Annotated in this window: 19 protein-coding genes; 5 read left to right on the top strand and 14 right to left on the bottom strand. The window is 63.2% G+C overall.

Translation table 11 applies throughout. The annotated features are described in order from the left end of the window. Positions 1–502 precede the first annotated feature (502 nt). The 10 genes from urtD to G7025_RS20400 form a co-directional block, all read right to left on the bottom strand. On the bottom strand, positions 503–1,336 hold the full coding sequence (urtD, locus tag G7025_RS20445; RefSeq protein ID WP_181080912.1) for an urea ABC transporter ATP-binding protein UrtD: 834 nt from the start codon (positions 1,334–1,336) through the stop codon (positions 503–505). Next, complete coding sequence (gene urtC, locus G7025_RS20440) at positions 1,333–2,400, bottom strand: urea ABC transporter permease subunit UrtC (protein ID WP_181080911.1); 1,068 nt, start codon at positions 2,398–2,400, stop codon at positions 1,333–1,335. Before urtC ends, urtD begins: the two co-directional genes overlap by 4 nt. After that, complete coding sequence (gene urtB / locus G7025_RS20435; RefSeq protein WP_181080910.1) at positions 2,400–3,902, bottom strand: urea ABC transporter permease subunit UrtB; 1,503 nt, start codon at positions 3,900–3,902, stop codon at positions 2,400–2,402. The genes urtC and urtB overlap by 1 nt, the downstream gene beginning before the upstream one ends. Positions 3,903–3,977: 75 nt before the next feature. Beyond that, entirely contained in the window at positions 3,978–5,243 is a 1,266-nt protein-coding gene (gene urtA, locus G7025_RS20430) for an urea ABC transporter substrate-binding protein (protein WP_181080909.1), read from the bottom strand. A 194-nt stretch (positions 5,244–5,437) separates the two neighbouring features. Beyond that, a complete protein-coding gene (locus G7025_RS20425; RefSeq protein ID WP_181080908.1) occupies positions 5,438–6,814 on the bottom strand; it encodes a PepSY-associated TM helix domain-containing protein in 1,377 nt (458 codons plus the stop codon). Positions 6,815–6,931: 117 nt separating this feature from the next. After that, complete coding sequence (locus G7025_RS20420) at positions 6,932–8,992, bottom strand: TonB-dependent copper receptor (RefSeq protein WP_181080907.1); 2,061 nt, start codon at positions 8,990–8,992, stop codon at positions 6,932–6,934. A 93-nt stretch (positions 8,993–9,085) separates the two neighbouring features. After that, positions 9,086–9,487, bottom strand: coding sequence for a DUF2946 domain-containing protein (locus tag G7025_RS20415; RefSeq protein WP_181080906.1), 402 nt, complete (start codon positions 9,485–9,487; stop codon positions 9,086–9,088). Between the two features lie 11 nt (positions 9,488–9,498). Then, a complete protein-coding gene (locus tag G7025_RS20410) occupies positions 9,499–9,981 on the bottom strand; it encodes a copper chaperone PCu(A)C (protein WP_181080905.1) in 483 nt (160 codons plus the stop codon). A gap of 47 nt (positions 9,982–10,028) precedes the next feature. Next, positions 10,029–10,424: a DUF2946 domain-containing protein gene (locus G7025_RS20405; protein ID WP_181080904.1), complete on the bottom strand. Its 396-nt coding sequence runs from the start codon at positions 10,422–10,424 to the stop codon at positions 10,029–10,031. A 97-nt stretch (positions 10,425–10,521) separates the two neighbouring features. Further along, positions 10,522–10,809, bottom strand: a complete 288-nt coding sequence (locus G7025_RS20400; protein ID WP_181080903.1) for an addiction module antidote protein — start codon at positions 10,807–10,809, stop codon at positions 10,522–10,524. A gap of 1,116 nt (positions 10,810–11,925) precedes the next feature. Here G7025_RS20400 and G7025_RS20395 point away from each other — a divergent pair. Continuing rightward, positions 11,926–12,177 (top strand): DUF6124 family protein, encoded by a 252-nt coding sequence (locus G7025_RS20395; RefSeq protein WP_181080902.1) that lies wholly within the window; start codon positions 11,926–11,928, stop codon positions 12,175–12,177. A 58-nt stretch (positions 12,178–12,235) separates the two neighbouring features. Here the strand turns inward: G7025_RS20395 and G7025_RS20390 are convergent, their stop codons facing one another. From G7025_RS20390 to cbiE, 4 genes are all read right to left on the bottom strand, one after another. Then, positions 12,236–12,724, bottom strand: a complete 489-nt coding sequence (locus tag G7025_RS20390; RefSeq protein WP_181080901.1) for a PIN domain-containing protein — start codon at positions 12,722–12,724, stop codon at positions 12,236–12,238. Beyond that, positions 12,721–12,999, bottom strand: coding sequence for a hypothetical protein (locus G7025_RS20385; protein WP_181080900.1), 279 nt, complete (start codon positions 12,997–12,999; stop codon positions 12,721–12,723). Before G7025_RS20385 ends, G7025_RS20390 begins: the two co-directional genes overlap by 4 nt. Before the next feature lie 126 nt (positions 13,000–13,125). Then, on the bottom strand, positions 13,126–13,851 hold the full coding sequence (locus tag G7025_RS20380) for a cobalt-precorrin-6A reductase (RefSeq protein WP_181080899.1): 726 nt from the start codon (positions 13,849–13,851) through the stop codon (positions 13,126–13,128). Next, positions 13,848–15,053 (bottom strand): precorrin-6y C5,15-methyltransferase (decarboxylating) subunit CbiE, encoded by a 1,206-nt coding sequence (gene cbiE, locus G7025_RS20375; RefSeq protein WP_181080898.1) that lies wholly within the window; start codon positions 15,051–15,053, stop codon positions 13,848–13,850. Before cbiE ends, G7025_RS20380 begins: the two co-directional genes overlap by 4 nt. Positions 15,054–15,148: 95 nt before the next feature. On the opposite strand from cbiE, the gene cobG reads away from it, so the two are divergent. From cobG to cobJ, 4 genes are read left to right on the top strand one after another with little or no spacing between them, the layout of a single operon-like run. Next, on the top strand, positions 15,149–16,438 hold the full coding sequence (gene cobG, locus G7025_RS20370) for a precorrin-3B synthase (protein ID WP_308811979.1): 1,290 nt from the start codon (positions 15,149–15,151) through the stop codon (positions 16,436–16,438). Next, on the top strand, positions 16,431–17,057 hold the full coding sequence (locus tag G7025_RS20365) for a precorrin-8X methylmutase (RefSeq protein WP_181080897.1): 627 nt from the start codon (positions 16,431–16,433) through the stop codon (positions 17,055–17,057). The genes cobG and G7025_RS20365 overlap by 8 nt, the downstream gene beginning before the upstream one ends. Beyond that, positions 17,057–17,788, top strand: a complete 732-nt coding sequence (locus G7025_RS20360; RefSeq protein ID WP_181080896.1) for a precorrin-2 C(20)-methyltransferase — start codon at positions 17,057–17,059, stop codon at positions 17,786–17,788. The genes G7025_RS20365 and G7025_RS20360 overlap by 1 nt, the downstream gene beginning before the upstream one ends. Continuing rightward, complete coding sequence (gene cobJ / locus G7025_RS20355) at positions 17,788–19,425, top strand: precorrin-3B C(17)-methyltransferase (RefSeq protein WP_181080895.1); 1,638 nt, start codon at positions 17,788–17,790, stop codon at positions 19,423–19,425. Before G7025_RS20360 ends, cobJ begins: the two co-directional genes overlap by 1 nt. The last annotated feature ends 167 nt before the right edge of the window (positions 19,426–19,592 follow it).

The following is a 19,592-nucleotide window of genomic DNA, read 5'->3' as shown; positions in this document are numbered from 1 at the left end:
CCATTGCGCAGGGCTTGAGCCGTGCGTTGGCAGCGGGACGCGGAGCGTCCCTGGCGGCATTCCCACGCGGAGCGTGGGAACGATCAACGAACTCCGTTAGTTGGCGTCAAGCGGCAAGCTTCAAGCTTCAAGTAAGAGCGGGGGATGCCTGCTTTGCTTTAACTTGCCGCTTGAAGCTTTAGGCTCGAAGCTGGCCGATGTAGTACTGGTGCAGCTTGTCGACTTGCAGCATGTTCAAATTCTCCCCAATGATCGTTCCCATGCTCCGCGTGGGAATGCATCCCGTGACGCTCTGCGTCACCATTGCGCAGGGCTTGAGCCGTGCGTTGGCAGCGGGACGCGGAGCGTCCCTGGCGGCATTCCCACGCGGAGCGTGGGAACGATCAACGAACTCCGTTAGTTGGCGTCAAGCGGCAAGCTTCAAGCTGCAAGTAAGAGCGGGGGATGCCTGCTTTGCTTTAACTTGCCGCTTGAAGCTTTAGGCTCGAAGCTGGCCGATGTATCACCGTCCCAAATACACTTCAATAACCCGCTCATCGGCCTGCACCTGCTCCAGCGACCCTTCGGCCAGCACACTGCCCTGGTGCAACACGGTCACGTGGTCGGCAATCGAGCCGACAAAGCCCATGTCGTGTTCCACCACCATCAGCGAATGCTTGCCCGCCAGGCCCTTGAACAATTCGGCGGTGAATTCGGTTTCGGCGTCGGTCATGCCCGCCACCGGTTCGTCGAGCAATAACAATTGCGGGTCCTGCATCAGCAGCATGCCGATCTCCAGAAACTGCTTCTGGCCGTGGGACAGCAGCCCGGCCGGGCGCTGCACTGACGCGCTGAGGCGGATGGTCTCGAGCACTTCATCGATACGGTCTTTCTGCTCGCCGCTCAGGCGCGCTCGCAGGCTGGCCCATACCGACTTGTCGGTCTTCTGCGCCAACTCCAGGTTTTCGAACACGCTGAGGGCTTCGAACACCGTGGGTTTCTGGAATTTGCGGCCGATGCCGGCCTGGGCGATCTGCACTTCGCTCATGTCGGTCAGGTCCAAGGTTTCGCCGAACCAGGCGCTGCCGTGGCTGGGACGGGTCTTGCCGGTGATCACGTCCATCAGCGTGGTCTTGCCCGCGCCGTTGGGGCCGATGATGCAGCGCAACTCGCCGACGCCGATGTACAGGTTGAGGTCGTTGAGCGCCTTGAAACCGTCGAAGCTGACGCTGATGTCTTCCAGGGTCAGGATGGTGCCATGGCGGGTGTTCAGGCCCTTGCCGGCGGCCTGACCGATGCCGATCGCATCGCGGCTGCTGCCTGCATCGAAAATAGGTTCAAGCATGACGTTCCTCATTTCTTCAGCAGCCCGATCACGCCCTTGGGCAGGTACAGGGTGACGATGATGAACAGCGCCCCAAGAAAGAACAGCCAGTATTCCGGGAAGGCCACGGTAAACCAGCTCTTCATACCGTTGACCACGCCAGCGCCGAGCAGCGGGCCGATCAGCGTGCCGCGCCCGCCCAGGGCCACCCACACGGCGGCTTCGATGGAGTTGGTCGGCGACATTTCGCTGGGGTTGATGATGCCCACCTGCGGCACATACAAGGCGCCGGCCAAGCCGCACAACACCGCGCTCAGCACCCATACAAACAGCTTGAAACCACGCGGGTCGTAGCCGCAGAACATCAGGCGGTTCTCGGCATCGCGCAGCGCGGTCAGCACATGGCCGAACTTGCTTTGCGCCAGGCGCCAACCGATGTACAGGCTCGCCACCAACAGCAACACCGTGGCGCTGAACAGCACGGCGCGGGTACCCGGTTCAGTGATGCCAAAGCCCAGGATGCTGCGAAAGTTGGTAAAGCCGTTATTGCCGCCAAATCCGGTCTCGTTGCGAAAGAACAGCAGCATGCCGGCAAAGGTCAGGGCCTGGGTCATGATCGAAAAATACACACCCTTGATTCGCGAGCGGAAGGCAAAGAAGCCGAACACCAGCGCCAGCAACCCCGGCGCCAGCACCACCAGGCACAGTGCCCAGAGGAAGTGATCGGTGCCGGCCCAATACCAGGGCAGTTCGGTCCACGACAAAAAGGTCATGAACGCCGGCAACTCACTGCCTGCGGCCTGGCGCATCAGGTACATGCCCATCGCATAACCGCCGAGGGCAAAGAACAAACCGTGGCCGAGGGACAGCATCCCGGCATAACCCCACACCAGGTCCAGGGCCAGGGCGACGATGGCATAGCAGAGGATCTTGCCCACCAGCGTCAGGGTGTAGGCCGATACATGCAGCGGGTTTTCCGGCGACAGCAGCGAACACAATGGCAGTGCCAGCAGCAGCGCCAGAATCGCCGCGCCGACGGCAATCGTCACCTTGGGGCCGGCCTTTTGCGTGGCCGTGAGCATCAATGGCTGGTTCATCAGTCGATCACCCGTCCTTTCAGTGCGAAGAGTCCCTGCGGGCGTTTCTGGATAAACAGAATGATCAGCGCGAGGATCAGGATCTTGCCGAGCACGGCACCGATCTGCGGCTCAAGAATCTTGTTGGCGATGCCCAAACCGAAGGCCGCCGTGACGCTGCCGGCCAACTGGCCGACACCGCCGAGCACCACCACCAGGAACGAGTCGATGATGTAGCTCTGGCCCAGGTCCGGGCCGACGTTGCCGATCTGGCTCAGCGCCACGCCGCCCAGGCCGGCGATGCCGGAGCCGAGGCCGAATGCGAGCATGTCCACGCGCCCGGTGGGCACGCCGCAGCAGGCGGCCATGTTGCGGTTCTGGGTGACCGCGCGCACGTTGAGGCCCAGGCGCGTCCTGTTCAGCAGCAACCAGGTGAGCACGACCACAAACAGCGCGAAGGCAATGATCACGATGCGGTTGTACGGCAGCACCAGGTTGGGCAGTACCTGGATGCCGCCCGACAGCCATTGCGGGTTGGACACTTCAACGTTCTGCGCGCCGAACACCAGGCGCACCAGTTGGATCAGCATCAGGCTGATGCCCCAGGTAGCCAGCAGGGTTTCCAATGGGCGGCCGTACAGGTGACGGATCACCGTGCGCTCCAGCGCCATGCCGATGGCGGCGGTGACAAAAAACGCCACCGGCAGCGCGATCAGCGGGTAGAACTCGATGGCCGCAGGCACGTAGCGCTGCATCAGTAGTTGCACCCCATAGGTGGAGTAGGCGCCGAGCATCAGCATTTCGCCGTGGGCCATGTTGATCACGCCGAGCAGGCCGAAGGTGATCGCCAGCCCCAGGGCCGCCAGCAGCAGGATCGAGCCCAGGGACATGCCGCTGAAGGCCTGGCCGAGGATTTCGCCCAGCATCAGTTTGCGTTTGACCTGGGCCAGACTGGTTTCGGCGGCGGTGTGCACGCCGGCATCGGTTTCGACGCCCGGCGCCAGCAGCGCTTCGAGGCGCGTGCGCGCCAGCGGGTCGCCGGTGCTGCCGAGCAGGCGCACGGCGGCCAGGCGCACTACCGGATCGGGGTCGACCAATTGCAGGTTGGCCAGGGCCAGGCTGAGGGCGGTGTGCACATCCTCGTTGGTCTCGGCGGCGACCTGCTGGTCGAGGAATTTGAGTTGCGCAGGTTGCGCGCTTTTTTGCAGGGTGCGTGCCGCAGCCAGGCGCACCTTGGGGTCGGCGGCGAGCAGTTGCTGGCTGGCTTGCACGTTATCGATCAAGCCACGCAGGCGGTTGTTCAGGCGTACGGTTTTGGTTTCGCCATTGAGGGTGAGTTGGCCTTGTTGCAGAGCATCCACCAGCTCGATACGCGCCGGGTCGGGCTGGGCGGCCCAGTCCTGCAACAGCTTGGCTTGCTGCGTCGGGTTGGCGGCCAGGAAGTCTTCGGCGTCGCCGGCGTGTGCCGCCAAAGGCAGCAACAGCAGGACTGTGACTATGAAACGGTGCAGGGCAGTGGGCATACAAAATGTCCTGATCTTGCGGGGACAGTGTGGGAGGGGGGCAAGCCCCCTCCCACATTTGGCCTGTGGTGGGGCTTAGTTGCTCTTCACCGCATAGTCCGGCTTCTTGTCATTGCCAGGAATGTACGGGCTCCACGGCTGCGCGCGGATCGGCTCCTGGGTCTGCCACACCACCGAGAACTGCCCGTCGGCCTGGATCTCGCCGATCATCACCGGCTTGTGCAGGTGGTGGTTGGTCTTGTCCATGGTCAGGGTAAAGCCCGACGGCGCGGCGAAGGTCTGGCCGGCCAGGGCTTCACGCACTTTGTCGACGTCGGTGGACTTGGCTTTCTCCGCCGCCTGCGCCCACATATGGATGCCCACGTAGGTGGCTTCCATCGGGTCGTTGGTCACGGCTTTGTCGGCGCCCGGCAGGTTGTGTTTCTTGGCATAGGCTTTCCAGTCGGCGACGAATTTCTGGTTCACCGGGTTCTCCACCGACTGGAAGTAGTTCCAGGCGGCGAGGTTGCCCACCAGCGGTTTGGTGTCGATACCGCGCAGTTCTTCTTCGCCGACGGAGAACGCCACCACGGGTACCTCGGTGGCTTTCAGGCCCTGGTTGGCCAGCTCTTTGTAGAACGGCACGTTGGAGTCGCCGTTCACGGTAGAAATCACTGCGGTCTTGCCGCCGGCGGAGAATTTTTTGATGTTGGCGACGATGGTCTGGTAATCGGCGTGGCCGAACGGGGTGTAGACCTCTTCGATATCCTTGTCCGCCACGCCTTTGGAATGCAGGAACGAACGCAGGATCTTGTTGGTGGTACGCGGGTACACGTAGTCGGTGCCGAGCAGGAAGAAGCGCTTGGCGCCGCCGCCTTCTTCGCTCATCAGGTATTCCACCGCCGGGATCGCCTGCTGGTTCGGCGCGGCGCCGGTGTAGAACACATTGGGCGACATCTCTTCGCCTTCGTACTGCACCGGGTAGAACAGCAGGCCGTTAAGTTCTTCGAATACCGGCAATACGGATTTGCGCGACACCGAGGTCCAGCAGCCAAACACCACGGCGACTTTATCCTGGGTCAGCAACTGCCGGCCTTTTTCGGCGAACAGCGGCCAGTTCGACGCCGGGTCCACGACCACTGGCTCAAGCATCTTGCCGTTCACGCCGCCCTTGGCGTTGATCTCGTCGATGGTCATCAGCGCCATGTCCTTGAGGGACGTTTCAGAGATGGCCATGGTGCCGGACAGCGAGTGCAGGATGCCGACCTTGATGGTCTCGGCGGCCTGGACGGTCCAGGTCATGCCCATGGCGGCGATGGATGCCGACAGTGTGAAAGCCTTGATCAAGCTGCGACGCTTCATGGTGCGATCTCCGAGTACCCAAGTGTTGTTGTTGGACAGATACTCCGGTGATTGCAAGGGCTGTGCCCGCTTGGGCCAAGGCATGAATACGGCGCTCTGCACCGCGTCCGCGGCCAGGCCCTGCACCGAATCGGCGCCTGAACCCGGCCGTGGTGCGGGGCCGGCACTGCACTGGTGCGTCGGCCCTTCCTACGTCATGCGCGCGCCGATCCCCGTTGCCCGAACCACCGCGACAGCACCAGGCGATCCAGCAGCCACACCGCAATCAACGAGGCGCCGACCAGGGGGAAGATAATCGCCAGCGCCAGCATGATGCCCATCGCGGTTTTCCACCTCGGCAGGTCATGACGCAGCGGCGGCACCCCGAGCCCGCCCTGGGGCCGGCGCTTCCACCAGATCACCACGCCACTGACGGCGCTGAGCAGAATCATCAGGCAGATCAGCAGCACGATCAGTTGGTTGACCCAGCCGAACATCTTGCCTTCGTGCAGCATCACTCCGGTCTCGGTGGCCTGTGCGACCAGGTTGTAATGCGCCCAGCGTACGTCGGCCAGGACCTTGCCGGTGTATTGGTCCACATGCAGGGTCGCGTCGTTGCGCGGGTCGTCGGCGAACACCGCAATGGTGAATACGCCCTCGGCGGTGGTGGGGAAGGTGATGCTGTAGCCGGGCTCGACTTGGCGCGCGGTGGCCAGGTCGACCACTTGTTGCAGGCTGATGGCCGGCGCTGCGGGGGCGGCGTGCATGGCGCCGTGGTTCATGTGTTCGGCGTGGTCGCCGGACATTGGCATCGGCGTGTTTTCCATGGCCCAGGGCACGGTCTGTTGCGTCGCGGTGTTGAGTACCCGTGCTTGCTGATCGGACTGCGGCACGTTGTTCCACATCGCTGCCGGGAAGCGGTTCCAAAGGTCGGCGTATTGCTTGCCCCAGAAGCCGGTCCACGTCATGCCGCTGAGCAGCATCACCAGCAGGAATGCCGCGCCCCAAAAGCCGACCACCGCATGCAGGTCGCGCCAGAACGCGCGGCCACGGCTGTTAAGGCGCGGCCACAACACGCCGGCCGACGCCTTGCCGCGCGGCCACCACAGGTACAGGCCGGACACGACGAGCACCACGCCCCAACCGGCGGCGAGTTCTACCAAGCGATCGCCGGTGGTGCCGATCATCAATTCACCATGCAGCGCGCGGGCGATGGCTTGCAGATTGTATTGGGCGTCCTGCTCGCCGAGCACGGTGCCGCGGTAGGGGTCGACGAACACGGTCACTTCGCGGCCGTCGTTGTGCATCACGAACTGCGCGCTGCTGGTGGCATTGGCCGGGGGCAGGTATTTGCTGATTTTGCCCTGGGGAAAGGCGGCTTGAGCGCGTTGCAGTTGCTCGTCGGCACTCAGCGCGTGCTCGGCGCTCTGCACCTTGAGCAGGTCGCCGTACATCAGCGGGTCGAGCTGGGGTTTGAACAGGTAGATGATGCCGGTCACGGCCAGCAGCACCATGAAGGGGGCGACGAAGAGGCCGGCGTAGAAGTGCCAGCGCCAGGCCAGGTTGTAGAAGGAAACTTTTTGAGTGGTCATTGGGGGCTCCGCAAAGGCTTTGATTTTTTTGTGTCAGATACACCGCCATCGGGGGCAAGCCCCTCCCACATTGGGTGCGCATTTCAAAATGTGGGAGGGGGCTTGCCCCCGATGCTTTTAGAAGCTCATGTCCACCTTGGTCCAAAGCGTGCGCCCCGGCTCCTTGATGGCCTGCGGATCGCTCGCCGGGTAGCCGAACCCGGCGTTGCCGGCCAGGTTCAGGTGCTCGGCGTAGGCTTTGCCGAACAGGTTGTCGACGCCAGTGCTGACCTTGAAGTTCTTGTTGATGCGATAAGCCGCGTTCAAAGAGAACACGCCGAAACCGCCGCTCCTGTCGTAGTCCTTGCCGACCACGTTGCCCTTGTTCGGGTCGATGCGGTTTTGCGCCGCCACCACCCGCCATAGCGCGCCGGCGCTCCAGTCATCCTCGCTGTAGGTGAGGCCCAGGCGTGTATCCAACGGCGGCATTTGCGGCAGGGCCTTGCCGTCGCTGCTGTTTTTGCCCCAGGCGTAGGCGAGGGTGGCGTCGGCTTTCCAGTTTTGCGTCAGCTTGTAGGCCGCGCCGAGTTCACCGCCCATGATGCGCGCGTCCACATTGCGCGCCTGGGAGGTGGTGCCCATCATGCCGGGCTTGTAATCGAACAGGATGAAGTCGCGCACCTGGCCGACGTAGCCCGATGCCCAGGCTTCTAGGTTGTCAGCTTTGTACTGCGCGCCGACGTCGAGCTGGGTGGTTTTCTCCGGTTTCACGCCATCGAAGGCATTCACCGAGCCGACCGCGCCGGTGTTGGGCGAAAACAGCTCCCAGTAATCCGGGAACCGCTGCGAGTGGCCGAGCCCGGCGTAGACAGTAGTGGGGCTGTCCTCCAGGTCGTGCTCGTAGCGCATAAAGCCCGAGGGCAGTGTGTCGGCACGGGTGTCATCGGCGGTGGGGTTGGGCCGTTTGCTCATGCCCGACCCCATGGTCTGGCGAAAATCCCTGGCCGAGGCGCGGTCCAGGCGCGCGCCGCTGACCAGGCGATCGCGGTCGGCGGCGTACCAGGTGAGTTCGCCGAACACCCCGTAGTTGTGAAAGTCGGCGTCCTTTTCGCGAGGCAGATTCTTGTAAGTATCGATGCCCATGCTGCTGCGCTGGCGGTGTTCGTTGGTCTGCGCGTCCAAGCCGCCGATCAACTGCACATCGGCCCAGCGCCAGGTGGCCTTGAGGCGGGCGCCTAGGGTGCGCCGGTCGACGTTGGAGGCCATGGGCCCGGCCATCATCCCGGTGCCCGACGGTGTGCGCAGGCTGTAGTTGTCCATCACGTGGTCGGCGTAGTTGTAGTAGACCTGGGCTTCGACCTTGTCCAGCACCTCGCCGATATTCGATTTCTCGAAGCGCAGGCCCAGGCTTTCGCGCAGGAACTGCGAACCGTCCATGCCGCGCCCGGCGTAGCGCGCTTGCCCGTCGCCACGGCCGGCGGTGAGTTCCAGCAAGGTGTCGGCGTCGGGGGTGAACCCCACCGCAACGTCACCGTTCCACTTGTCATAGCGCGAGGCGACCGTGTCGTTATTGCCGTCCTTGTAGTCATCGGCGTGAGCCTGGTTGCCGATCACTCGCACGTAGCCCAACGGCCCGCCGGCGGCGGCATCGACGACCTTGTCGAAGCGCCCGTTGGAACCGGCCAGCACACTGGCGTTGAGCCGCGTGCCCAGTTCGCCGAAATGCTCCGGCTCACGGTCGAACAGGATCGTCCCGGCCGAGGCGCCCGGGCCCCAGAGTACGGTTTGCGGGCCTTTGATCACGGTGAGAGTGTCGTAGGTTTCCGGCGAGATGTAGGAGGTGGGCGCATCCATACGGCCGGGGCAGGCACCGAGCATCATGCTGCCGTTGGTGAGGATATTCAGGCGTGAGCCGAACATGCCGCGCAGCACCGGGTCGCCATTGGTGCCGCCGTTGCGCACCAGGGCGAAGCCGGGAATGGTCTTGAGGTAGTCACCGCCGTCACTGGCGGGCACCGGTTGGCGTGGATCTTTTGGGTTGGTGACCACGGTCAGCGGCGAGCTGGGGGCGATCGCGGTGATTACGGTAGGGCTCAGTTCATGCTCGTCGGCATGGACATGGGGCGCCAGCAGTGCACCGCATAAGGCGGCGAGCAGGGGGGTACTTCCCAAACGGGAGTCAGCAGAAAACCTGGACATGACAAATTCCATCAATCAATCGTAAACAACACGGCCAGCAGCCTGCGGCTGTCTGTCTAAAGTCGGCCGGGGTGAAGTAACGCGGTTAAGTGCTTACGTTGCGATGGGTGGCGCACGGCTGCGGGCGCCGGGGAAGATGCTCTGCCGGGCATGGCCCAGGCGCGTGGCGGGGGTGAGGGCGTTGGCCGGCGGCGGGGTACCGAGGGCCACGAATGACACGCTGCCGGGCAGCGCCGGGCAACTGAACAGCAGGTCGCAATAGCCGCATTTGGCCCACAGCGCGTGATGCTCGTCGGGGGCTTTGGGGTGATGGGAGTCGCCGTGGTCAGCGGGCATCTCCATGGGCATTTCCATGGACATACCGGCGTGATGATCCATCGGCATCGCTTGGGAAATCAGCGGACCGATAAAGATCATCAGCATGGCGAACAGGCTGATCCAACTGCCGCGCATCATGCGGCGGTGTGGAGATAGCCTGGCGCGGGGGGCGCCCATCGAGCTTCAGCCTATTGCGGGTGCTGGTGCTCGTGACTGGCCATGGGCGGCATTTTCTGCACTGACACTTGCACCTCGACCTTGCCTGCCTTTTCGAAGGTCAGGGTCAGCGGGAACTGTTTGCCATCGGCCAACAGGCTGCGATCCTTGAGGCCAAGCAACATCACGTGGTAGGCCATCGGGGCGAAAGTCAGGTCGCCTTTAGCCGGTACGGCCACGGTGCGCACCTGTTGCATTTTCATCAGGGCGCCTTGCATGACGTGCTCATGCAGCTCGGCCTTTTCCGCCACTGGCGTCTCGGCGCTGAGCAGGCTGTCCGGCGATTCGGCGGTGTTATGCACCACGAAATACGCGGCGACGGTGGGCGCGTTGGGCGGCAACTCCTGGGACCAGGGATCGCTGACCAACAAGTCGCCGGCCTTGTAGTCTTCGGCATTGGCAGCACTGAACACCGGCAGCAGCAACGCGGCCAGAAGCAGGGAAGATTTAAGCATGGCAGTTCTCCAGAACGGTTCTAAACGCAGTTCACTTGCGAAGAAGATCAGACCGTTGGAGAGGCGCGGGGGTTGAGGCTCGGCCATTGCTGGCGCGGGGTTGGGTTTTGCAACTGGGGTGGTGGCAGGTGCTGTGATGCAGTGAATTGCGTGAGGTACAACCGCGGCGCGTGCCCCGGCAACGCCACCAACGAAGGTGAGCCCGAGCAACACCAGCAATGCTGCATGGTGGAGTGATCGTCCTGCTGCGGCGACGGAATCTCCAGCTTGCCCAGGGCAATGGTCTTCAGGCTGGCGCCATTGGACGAACAGAAACTGCCCCACAGCATTTGCTGTGCGGGGTCCTTGGACTGTTGCATCGCTCCGGCCAGCGGCATGGCAAACGCATTGAACAGCACTGCAAGGCAGGCGATCCAGGCAATTGCAAAGCGTTGACGGGCCATGGCGGACAATCCGTAGGGTTAAACGATCAGGCGGGTATTTAGCCTGATCGGCGGGGATAAGTAAAAAACCGTGGTGTGGTTTGGTGTCGCAGTGCCATCAGATCGCCGTGGCGTGAAGCTTGAGGCCCAGCGCTTTCATGACTTTCATGATAGTCGCGAACTCGGGATTGCCAGTGCTGGAGAGGGCTTTGTACAGACTTTCTCTTCCGAGGCCGGCGTCGCGGGCTACTTGGGTCATGCCTTGGGCGCGGGCGATGTTGTTGAGTGCTGAACGGATCAGCAGGCCGTCACCCGTATCTTCTTCGAAGCACGCTTCAAGATATTCGGCCATATCCTCGGGGGTTTTTAGGTGCTCTGCCGCGTCGAAGTCAGTGAATTCATTCATGAGTTACTCCTTTTTATCAAAGTTGTGATCGTTCCCACGCTCTGCGTGGGAGTGCCTCCTGGGACGCTCCGCGTCCCGCCAAGCGCTGCGAGTTTCGACTACTGCGCACAGGTGACGCGGAGCGTCACGGGCTGCATTCCCACGCGGGAGCGTGGGAACGATCGACGCTCAGAAGCCGATGAACCTCATTCCCACGCTCTGCGTGGGAATGCCGCCTGGGACGCTCCGCGTCCCGGCAAGCACGCAAGACTCGAACCTTGTGCACCTTGTGACGCAGAGCGTCACGGGCTGCATTCCCACGCGGAGCGTGGGAACGATCGACGCTCAGAAGCCGATGAACCTCGTTCCCACGCTCTGCGTGGGAATGCCTCCTGGGACGCTCCGCGTCCCGCCAAGCGCTGCAAGTTTCGGCTACTGGGCACAGGTGACGCAGAGCGTCACGGGCTGCATTCCCACGCGGGAGCGTGGGAACGATCGACGCTCAGAAGCCGATGAACCTCGTTCCCACGCTCTGCGTGGGAATGCCGCCTGGGACGCTCCGCGTCCCGCCAAGCGCTGCAAGTTTCGGCTACTGGGCACAGGTGACGCGGAGCGTCACGGGCTGCATTCCCACGCGGGAGCGTGGGAACGATCGACGCTCAGAAGCCGATGAACCTCGTTCCCACGCTCCGCGTGGGAATGCCTCCTGGGACGCTCCGCGTCCCGCCAAGCGCTGCAAGTTTCGACTCTGCGCACAGGTGACGCAGAGCGTCACGGGCTGCATTCCCACGCGGGAGCGTGGGAACGATCTTGGTCGCTGGCCGTTTGGCTGGTTATTCGTACAAGCAGAAATTTCCGACAAGGATTTGAGGTTGTCCCTAGGACACTCGGTCTCTAGTCTCCGTACACCGCTGCAAACGCAGCGGACGGGCGTCGCGGCCCGGATTGATTAAGCATTGCCTCCTTTCAGTTGACGCTTTTTTATCGTCTACTGTGTGGCGCTATGGTGGCTGTGCGCGGGATACCTTCGGGTATGCCGGGTTGCCTCGGGACCGGTCCGCGAACCTGCGTACAGCTGCCACCCCTATCGCGTCGCGGCGAATCAGTGGCAGCTCCACATTCCTGAGGAGCTTCACAATGATCAAACCCACCCCCAATCCCCCCATCCGTCTGTTCACCGTGGCCGATGGCATCAGCACCGAAGACCTGCTGGTCAACCTCAGCGAAACACTCGCCTCGGCCAATGCGCTGAGTTGCGATCTGGCTTTTGATCTGGAGGGCATGAAACGCGAGGAATTACTGGGCGTTGCGCAGTTGATTGAGCTGGCACAACTGCTCGCTGACAGGGTGCACGAAGGAGCAGGGCAGGCAACAGCCGCGAGTAGTTAACACGCTCGATGAGCGATCGTTCCTGCGCTTATGTGTGGGAATGATCGTGGGGCAGGTCTTAGACCTCCCAGCCGGCTTCCCGTATATGATTGAAGTTGACGACATCGACGCAATGTTGGTGAGCGAACCCAGCGACTCTAAGATCGTCAGTCAAAACCAGATAGTTATCTTTCGCTGCGGCAACAATGCCGACGTCGGTAAGGCCGTAGGGTGACAGCTCATAATCGCGACTTATATCCAAGGCTGGATGATGGATCTCGATTATTGTTGATAGTGAGTTCTTTAACGTTGCATAAAAATCGCGCAGCTTGCTTCCATAAAGCCCATTTGTCAGGTTGCTGGCTTCAGCGAGAATGTGCGGGGTTGAAACAAGCTTCTCGAATTGATCAATCACTTTGAGTAAAAGTCGATAGTCTTCATCGTTGTAGCCGCGTGTCCTCTTGAACTCTACGATGCTGGACGTTCCTCCTATCAGGGCCAGAAGTAGCAAGTTAGTGTCAACGATGATTCCCTTTCTTCGATATTGCTTTATATAGGCTTCTATCATACTTCGCGAATCTTCATGGAGCGGAACTCGCCAGTCTCCGAGTCAATGATGAATGTTTTGTACTTTCGCGCATACATCTGTCCGGCCAAAGAGGCGCCTAATCTTTCATAGTTATTAGGGTTGGGGACATTGAAGCCAAGTGTTATTGCCCAGGTATTATTGTCTGGGCTTAACTCTACTTCCTCAAGCATCAGGTCTTGCAGGTCTGTTTCTTGCCCGAGAAAGTCGTTGGCGGCTGCCTTGGCAACTTGTACGGCTTGTTTAACTTCTATCATGTCAGCTCCTGTATAGCCTTGGGTCTGGCCTGAACTGTTCCTGGAATTTAGCACTTCGTGTTGTGGGTTCATCGCCGTCCCTTGAAGCAACAATGAATGGGATAGAGGGTGGCGGATGATCCTGATCTATCGAATGAAATCTGCCAACGAATCGATTGTTTCCGCGGGCGACAAAAGCTCCCTGTCCACCGCCGCCAACCCCGGCCGCTTCAAAACCAACACCGGCACCCCCCGTTCCCGCGCCACTTCCAGCTTCGGCTCGGTGGCCGTGCTGCCACTGTTCTTGCTGATCAGCACATCAATCCCACGCCGTTCAAACAACGCGCGTTCATCTTCGAGCAGAAACGGTCCGCGTGCGCCGATCACTTCACAGCGCTCATTGCCGGGGTACATATCCAGCGCGCGCAGTGTCCAGAATTGCCCGGCGGGGATTTCGTCGAGGTGCTGCAACGGTTCGCGACCCAAGGTGAACAGCGGCCGCTTGAACGGTTTCAATGCTTCGATCAACTCGGCCCAATCACTCACTTCGCGCCAATCATCCCCGGCCTGCGGCTTCCACGCCGGACGCCGCAGCGCCCAGCAGGGGATGTGACTCAACCGTGCAGCCTCGGCGGCATTGCGGCTGATCTGCGCCGCATACGGATGGGTCGCGTCGAGGATCAGGCTGATCCGTTCAGCGCGAACGAACCGTGCCAAGCCTTCTGCTCCACCGTAGCCGCCAACGCGCACTTGGCAGGTGAGGCCGGTCGGCACACGTCCCACGCCCGCCAGGCTGTAGATATGCTCCGGCCCCAGGGTCCGCGCGATGGCCAGCGCTTCGGTCACGCCGCCCAGCAGCAGAATCCGTTTCATAGCGGCTTGGTCACTTCAAGCAAGGTGATCGGCAGCGCCTGGCGCCACGTATCGAACTCGCCCAGCGGCAGCGCCTGGGCCACGTGGATGCGCGTCAGTTCGCCGCCGTGCTCCGCGCGCCAGTTCATCAAGGTCATTTCGCTTTGCAGGGTCACGGCATTGGCAACCAAGCGACCACCGGGGCGCAGTTGTTGCCAGCAGCTGTCGAGCACGCCGTCGCGGGTGACGCCGCCGCCGATGAAGATGGCGTCGGGCGTCGGCAGGCCATGCAAGGCGTCCGGGGCGGTGCCGCGTACCAGGTGCAGGCCGGGCACGCCGAGGGCGTCGCGATTGTGTTCGATCAAGTCCTGGCGGCCTGCGTCGGCTTCAATCGCCAGGGCACGGCAACTGGGATGAGTGCGCATCCATTCGATACCGATGGAACCGCTGCCCGCGCCCACATCCCACAGCAGCTCGCCCGGCATGGGGGCCAGGCGCGCGAGGGTCATGGCGCGCACATCGCGCTTGGTCAGTTGGCCGTCGTGCTTGAAGGCGCTATCCGGCAGGCCTGCCAGACGCGACAGGCGCGGCGTGTCGGGAGACGCCAGGCACTCGATGGCGACCAGGTTCAGATCCGCAGCCGACTGGTGCTGCCAATCCGCGGCCAGGCCGTCGATACGTTGCTCATTCGTCCCGCCCAAGTGTTCAAACACGCTCAATCGGCTGGGCCCGAACCCGGCCTCGGTCAACACCGCAGCGATCAATGCGGGGCTGCCACCGTCATTACTCAGCACTAACAGGCGCACCCCACTGGCCAGATGCGCGTTGATGGCCGCGACGGGCCGCGCCACTACCGATAATGTCACCACGTCCTGTAACGGCCAGCCCAAACGCGCGGCGGCAAGGGACACCGACGACGGCGCGGGCACAATCAGCAACTCTTCAGCCGCGATCTGTCGCGCCAGGCTCGCGCCTACGCCGTAGAACATTGGGTCGCCGCTGGCCAGCACACACACCGGCGTACCGCGCCGCGCCAGTACCGGTTCCAGGGAGAACGGGCTCGGCCACAACTGGCGCTCACCGCGAATGCACACCGGCAACAGGTCCAACTGGCGCTGACCCCCTATGATCCGCGTGGCGCGCAACAAGGCATGCCGGGCATTCCTGCCCAGCCCCTTGAAGCCGTCTTCACCGATGCCTACTACCGTCAGCCAGGGCGACATATTGATTCCTTGAACGACATCCGACGGGCAGGCTTTTCATGCCGCCGGACAAAGCAGGCATAATACCGCGCCTTTACCCGTGAACCGGTAGCCCCGTGAACCCAACGCCCGCCCTGAACACCTTGCGCCCCTCGGCTTGTCCGGGGTTGCTGCGTATTGTCCAGGCGCTGGATGGCGGCATTTGCCGGATCAAGCTGGCCGGCGGTTCGATCAGCGCGGCCCAGGCCCACGCCGTGGCTGACGCGGCCCAGGCCTATGCCGGCGGGGTGATCGAGGCGACCAACCGCGCCAACCTGCAGGTTCGCGGGATCGGCGCCGAGCAGGATGCCCTGATCGCGATGTTGCTGGCTGCGGGCCTGGGCCCGAGCAACGCCGCCGGTGACGACGTGCGCAACCTGATGCTCAGCCCCAGCGCCGGTATCGACCCGCAGATGCTGTTCGACACCCGCCCACTGGCCGGGCAGATCCTCGCCACGCTGGAGAATAATCCGCGCTTTCATGCGCTGTCGGCCAAGTTCGCCGTGCAACTGGATGGCGGCGAGGCCCTGGCGATGCTCGAACATCACCACGACCTGTGGTTATCGGCATTCGTGCGCGAGGGCGAGACGTTGCTCGCGTTTGGCCTGGCAGGTTGTCCGGGCCTGGACGCACCCCTGGCCGCCGTGCGATTGGACCAAGCGCACGCGTTGGTAGTGGCCGTCCTCGACGCGTTCCTTGACCTCGCGACCCCAGAGCAAACCCGCATGCGCCATGTGCGTGTGGACCACCTGCTGAGCCATCTGCGCCTGCCACTGCTGCCGATCGACAACTTCAAACGCCCAGCCAGCGGCGCCTTGTTGCACCTTGGCACTTATCCACAGCCTCAAAAAAATCAGTTTTATGTCGCCGCCGTAGCCCCCTTGGGCCGCCTGGATTCGACGATGCTCAAGGGCGCCGCACGACTGGCCGGCGACTATGGTGACGGCACCTTGCGGTTCACCCCCTGGCAAGGCGTGCTGTTGCCCAATGTCGAAAAGCCTCATGCCGTGACCGAACGCCTGTCGCAATTGGGTTTCCTCGGCTGCGCCGACCAACCGCTGGCCCGCATGGTGGCCTGCACCGGTTCCAGCGGCTGCGGCAAAGCCCTGGCCGACACCAAGGCCGACGCCATGCAACTGGCCGCGCAGGCACCCGGCGTTGAGGCGCACCTGTCCGGCTGCCCACGTTCCTGCGCCGCCGCGCACACCGCGCCGGTCACCTTGCTGGCGGTGAGCCCCGGCCACTACGACCTCTATTTTCGCGATGCAGCCCACCCAGGTTTCGGCCGGCTGCACGCGCGCAACCTTTCCATTGAAGCGGCGGGCGCCGTGCTGCGCGCTCGTCCACGGAGCAACACCGATGATTGATTACATCCGCGACGGTCAGGAGATCTATCGCAACTCCTTCGCCATTATTCGCGCGGAAGCCCGGTTGGAGCGGATCCCGGCGGACCTGGAAAAACTCGCGGTGCGGGTGATTCATGCGTGCGGCATGGTCGATGCCATTGACGGCCTGCAGTTCTCCGACGGCGCCGGCAAGGCCGGACGCGATGCGCTGGCCGCCGGCGCGCCGATCCTGTGCGATGCGCGGATGGTCTCCGAAGGCGTGACCCGCACGCGCCTGCCGGCCAATAATCAAGTGATCTGCACCCTGCGCGACGACAGCGTTCCCGAGCTGGCGCGAGAGTTGGGCAATACCCGCTCCGCTGCCGCCCTGGAGCTGTGGCGCCCGCATCTGGCGGGCAGCGTGGTAGTGATCGGCAACGCACCGACGGCGCTGTTCTACCTGCTGGAAATGCTCGATGCCGGCGCACCGAAACCAGCGTTGATCCTGGGCTTTCCGGTGGGTTTTGTCGGCGCCGCCGAATCCAAGGCGATGCTCGCGGCCGACAGCCGTGGCGTGCCGTTTGTGATCATGCAAGGCCGCCTGGGCGGCAGCGCCATGGCCGCCGCTGCGGTCAATGCACTCGCCACGGAGGTCGAATAATGCCGGCACGCGGACGTTTGCTCGGCCTGGGCGTCGGCCCCGGCGACCCGGAGCTGATCACCGTCAAGGCTTTGCGCCTGCTGCGGGAGTCGCCGGTGGTGGCGTACTTCGTGGCCAAGGGCAAAAAGGGCAACGCCTTCGGCATCATCGAAGACCACCTGGTGGCGCAGCAGACCCTGATGCCGCTGGTGTACCCGGTGACCACCGAAGCGCTGCCGGCGCCGCTGTCCTACGAGCAGGTGATCAGCGATTTCTACGACACCGCCAGTGTCGAGGTGGCCGCGCACCTGGACGCCGGCCGCGATGTCGCGGTGATCTGCGAAGGCGACCCGTTCTTCTACGGCTCCTATATGTACCTGCACGACCGTCTGGCCGAGCGCTACGAAGCGCAGGTCATTCCGGGCGTGTGCTCGATGCTCGGCGGCGCTTCGGTACTTGGCGCGCCGCTGGTGTATCGCAACCAGAGCCTGTCGGTGCTCTCGGGCGTGTTGCCCCATGACGACCTCAAGCGTCGCCTGGCCGATGCCGACGCGGCGGTGATCATGAAGCTGGGCCGCAACTTCCCCAAGGTGCGCCAGGTACTCGAAGAACTCGGCCTGGCCGGGCGTGCGCTGTACGTGGAGCGCGCCACCATGGCCAACCAGAAGATCGTACCGCTGGATCAGGTGGAGCCGATGTCGTCGCCGTACTTCTCGCTGATCATCGTGCCCGGTGAACGGTGGCAAGGGTGATGACTCCAGCGATTGTCATCCTGGGCCAGGGCAGCCTGGCCACTGCGCGCAGGATCCAGCAGGTTTACCCTGGGGCGCTGATCCACGGCCTGTCGGGGCGCGTTGCAGGTGCGGACCAGGCCTACAACGAATTCGGCGCCACACTGCGCGAGCTTTACCGGCAAGGCACGCCGCTGATTGCCTTGTGCGCGGCGGGCATCGTGATCCGCACCCTGGCGCCGTTACTGCTGGAAAAAGGCGAAGAGCCCGCCGTGCTGGCGGTGGCGGAGGATGGCAGCGCAGTGGTACCGCTGCTGGGCGGCCTGGGCGGCGTCAACGGCATGGCGCGCGAGATCGCGGCGGCGTTGAACGTGGCCGCGGCGATTACCACCAGCGGTGAGCTGCGCTTCGGCACCTGCCTGCTCAACCCGCCCGCAGGTTACGAACTGGCGGACTTGGAGTTGGGCAAGCGCTTCGTGTCCGACTTGCTGGCGGGCCAAAGCGTGCGTATCGAAGGCGCGGCGCCGTGGTTGGATCAAGCGAATCTTGCGCAGGACCCGCAAGCGCGGTTGGCGATCCATGTGGGCAGTGCCGCGCGCGCCGCCGTTGCCAACGAATTGCTGATCTATCCGAAAAACGTGAGTGTGACCTGCAAGCCCGGCGCGCAGTTGGCCGAGCGTGTGCGTGCTGCGTTGCATGACGCGGGCATTGCCGTGCAATCGCTGGCGTGCCTGCTCGCCAGCGAAACGCACATGGCCGAGGCGACGTTGCATGAAGCGGCATCGGCACTGGCTGTGCCGCTGCGTTTCGCCAGCATCCGGCAGGACGCCGACCTCGTGATTCAGGTTGCCGAGCATCCTCTGGACCTGTCCGAGGTAGGGCGCCCGCGTGGCCGTCTCGCCGTGATCGGCCTGGGCCCCGGTGCGGCCGAGCTGATGGTGCCGGCGGTCAAGGCTGAATTGGCGCGCTGCACCGACGTGTTGGGCTATGAAACCTACGTGCGCATGGCCGGCCCGTTCCGTGACGACCAAGTGCAGCACTGCACCGACAACCGTGAAGAAATGCAGCGCGCACGCCATGCGTTCGAATTGGCCGCCAGTGGCCGTTCGGTGGTGGTGGTGTCGTCCGGCGACCCGGGTGTGTTCGCCATGGCGGCTGCGGTGATCGAGGCGTTGCATGACTCCAGCGACCCGGCCTGGCATCAGGTCGAGCTGGAAATTCTGCCGGGCGTCTCTGCGTCCCTGGCCACCGCCGCCCAGGCCGGCGCGCCGCTGGGCCATGACTTCTGCGTGATGTCGCTGTCGGACAACCTCAAGCCGTGGTCGATCATTGAAAAGCGCCTGGACCTCGCCTCCCAGGCCGACCTGGCGCTGGCGTTCTACAACCCGATCTCGCGGTCGCGCCCGTGGCAATTGGGCCGCGCCCTGGAAATCGTTGCGCTGCACCGTACGCCGCAGACGCCGGTAGTGCTGGGTCGCGATATCGGGCGGCCCGGCCAAACGCTGCGCGTCACCACTCTGGGTCAACTCACCCCGGACCAGGTGGACATGCGCACCATGGTGCTGATCGGCTCGTCCACCACCTGCACATTCGCGCGGGCCGATGGCGGTACCTGGGTGTACACACCGCGCTGGTATGGCGCAAAGCCCGGCGCCTGAGGCTGCATGAAAACTCCGATAAACCCTGGGTGATCGCCTGGTGTTTTCGGCGCTTTTTTCTTTTTTGCACAACGAAAACCGGAACGTCCAGTGAGCTGCCCCGTAATTGCGGGGCAGTGTTTTGCGCTGGCTGTGCGCAAGCGTTGTTTGTCGTATGGCAACGCCGC

Origin of the sequence: Pseudomonas lurida (assembly GCF_013522705.1) — a bacterium.
GTDB classification, from domain to species: domain Bacteria; phylum Pseudomonadota; class Gammaproteobacteria; order Pseudomonadales; family Pseudomonadaceae; genus Aquipseudomonas; species Aquipseudomonas quebecensis.
The sequence above is the reverse complement of the archived record's forward strand: the minus strand, read 5'-3'. Positions and strand labels throughout refer to the sequence as shown.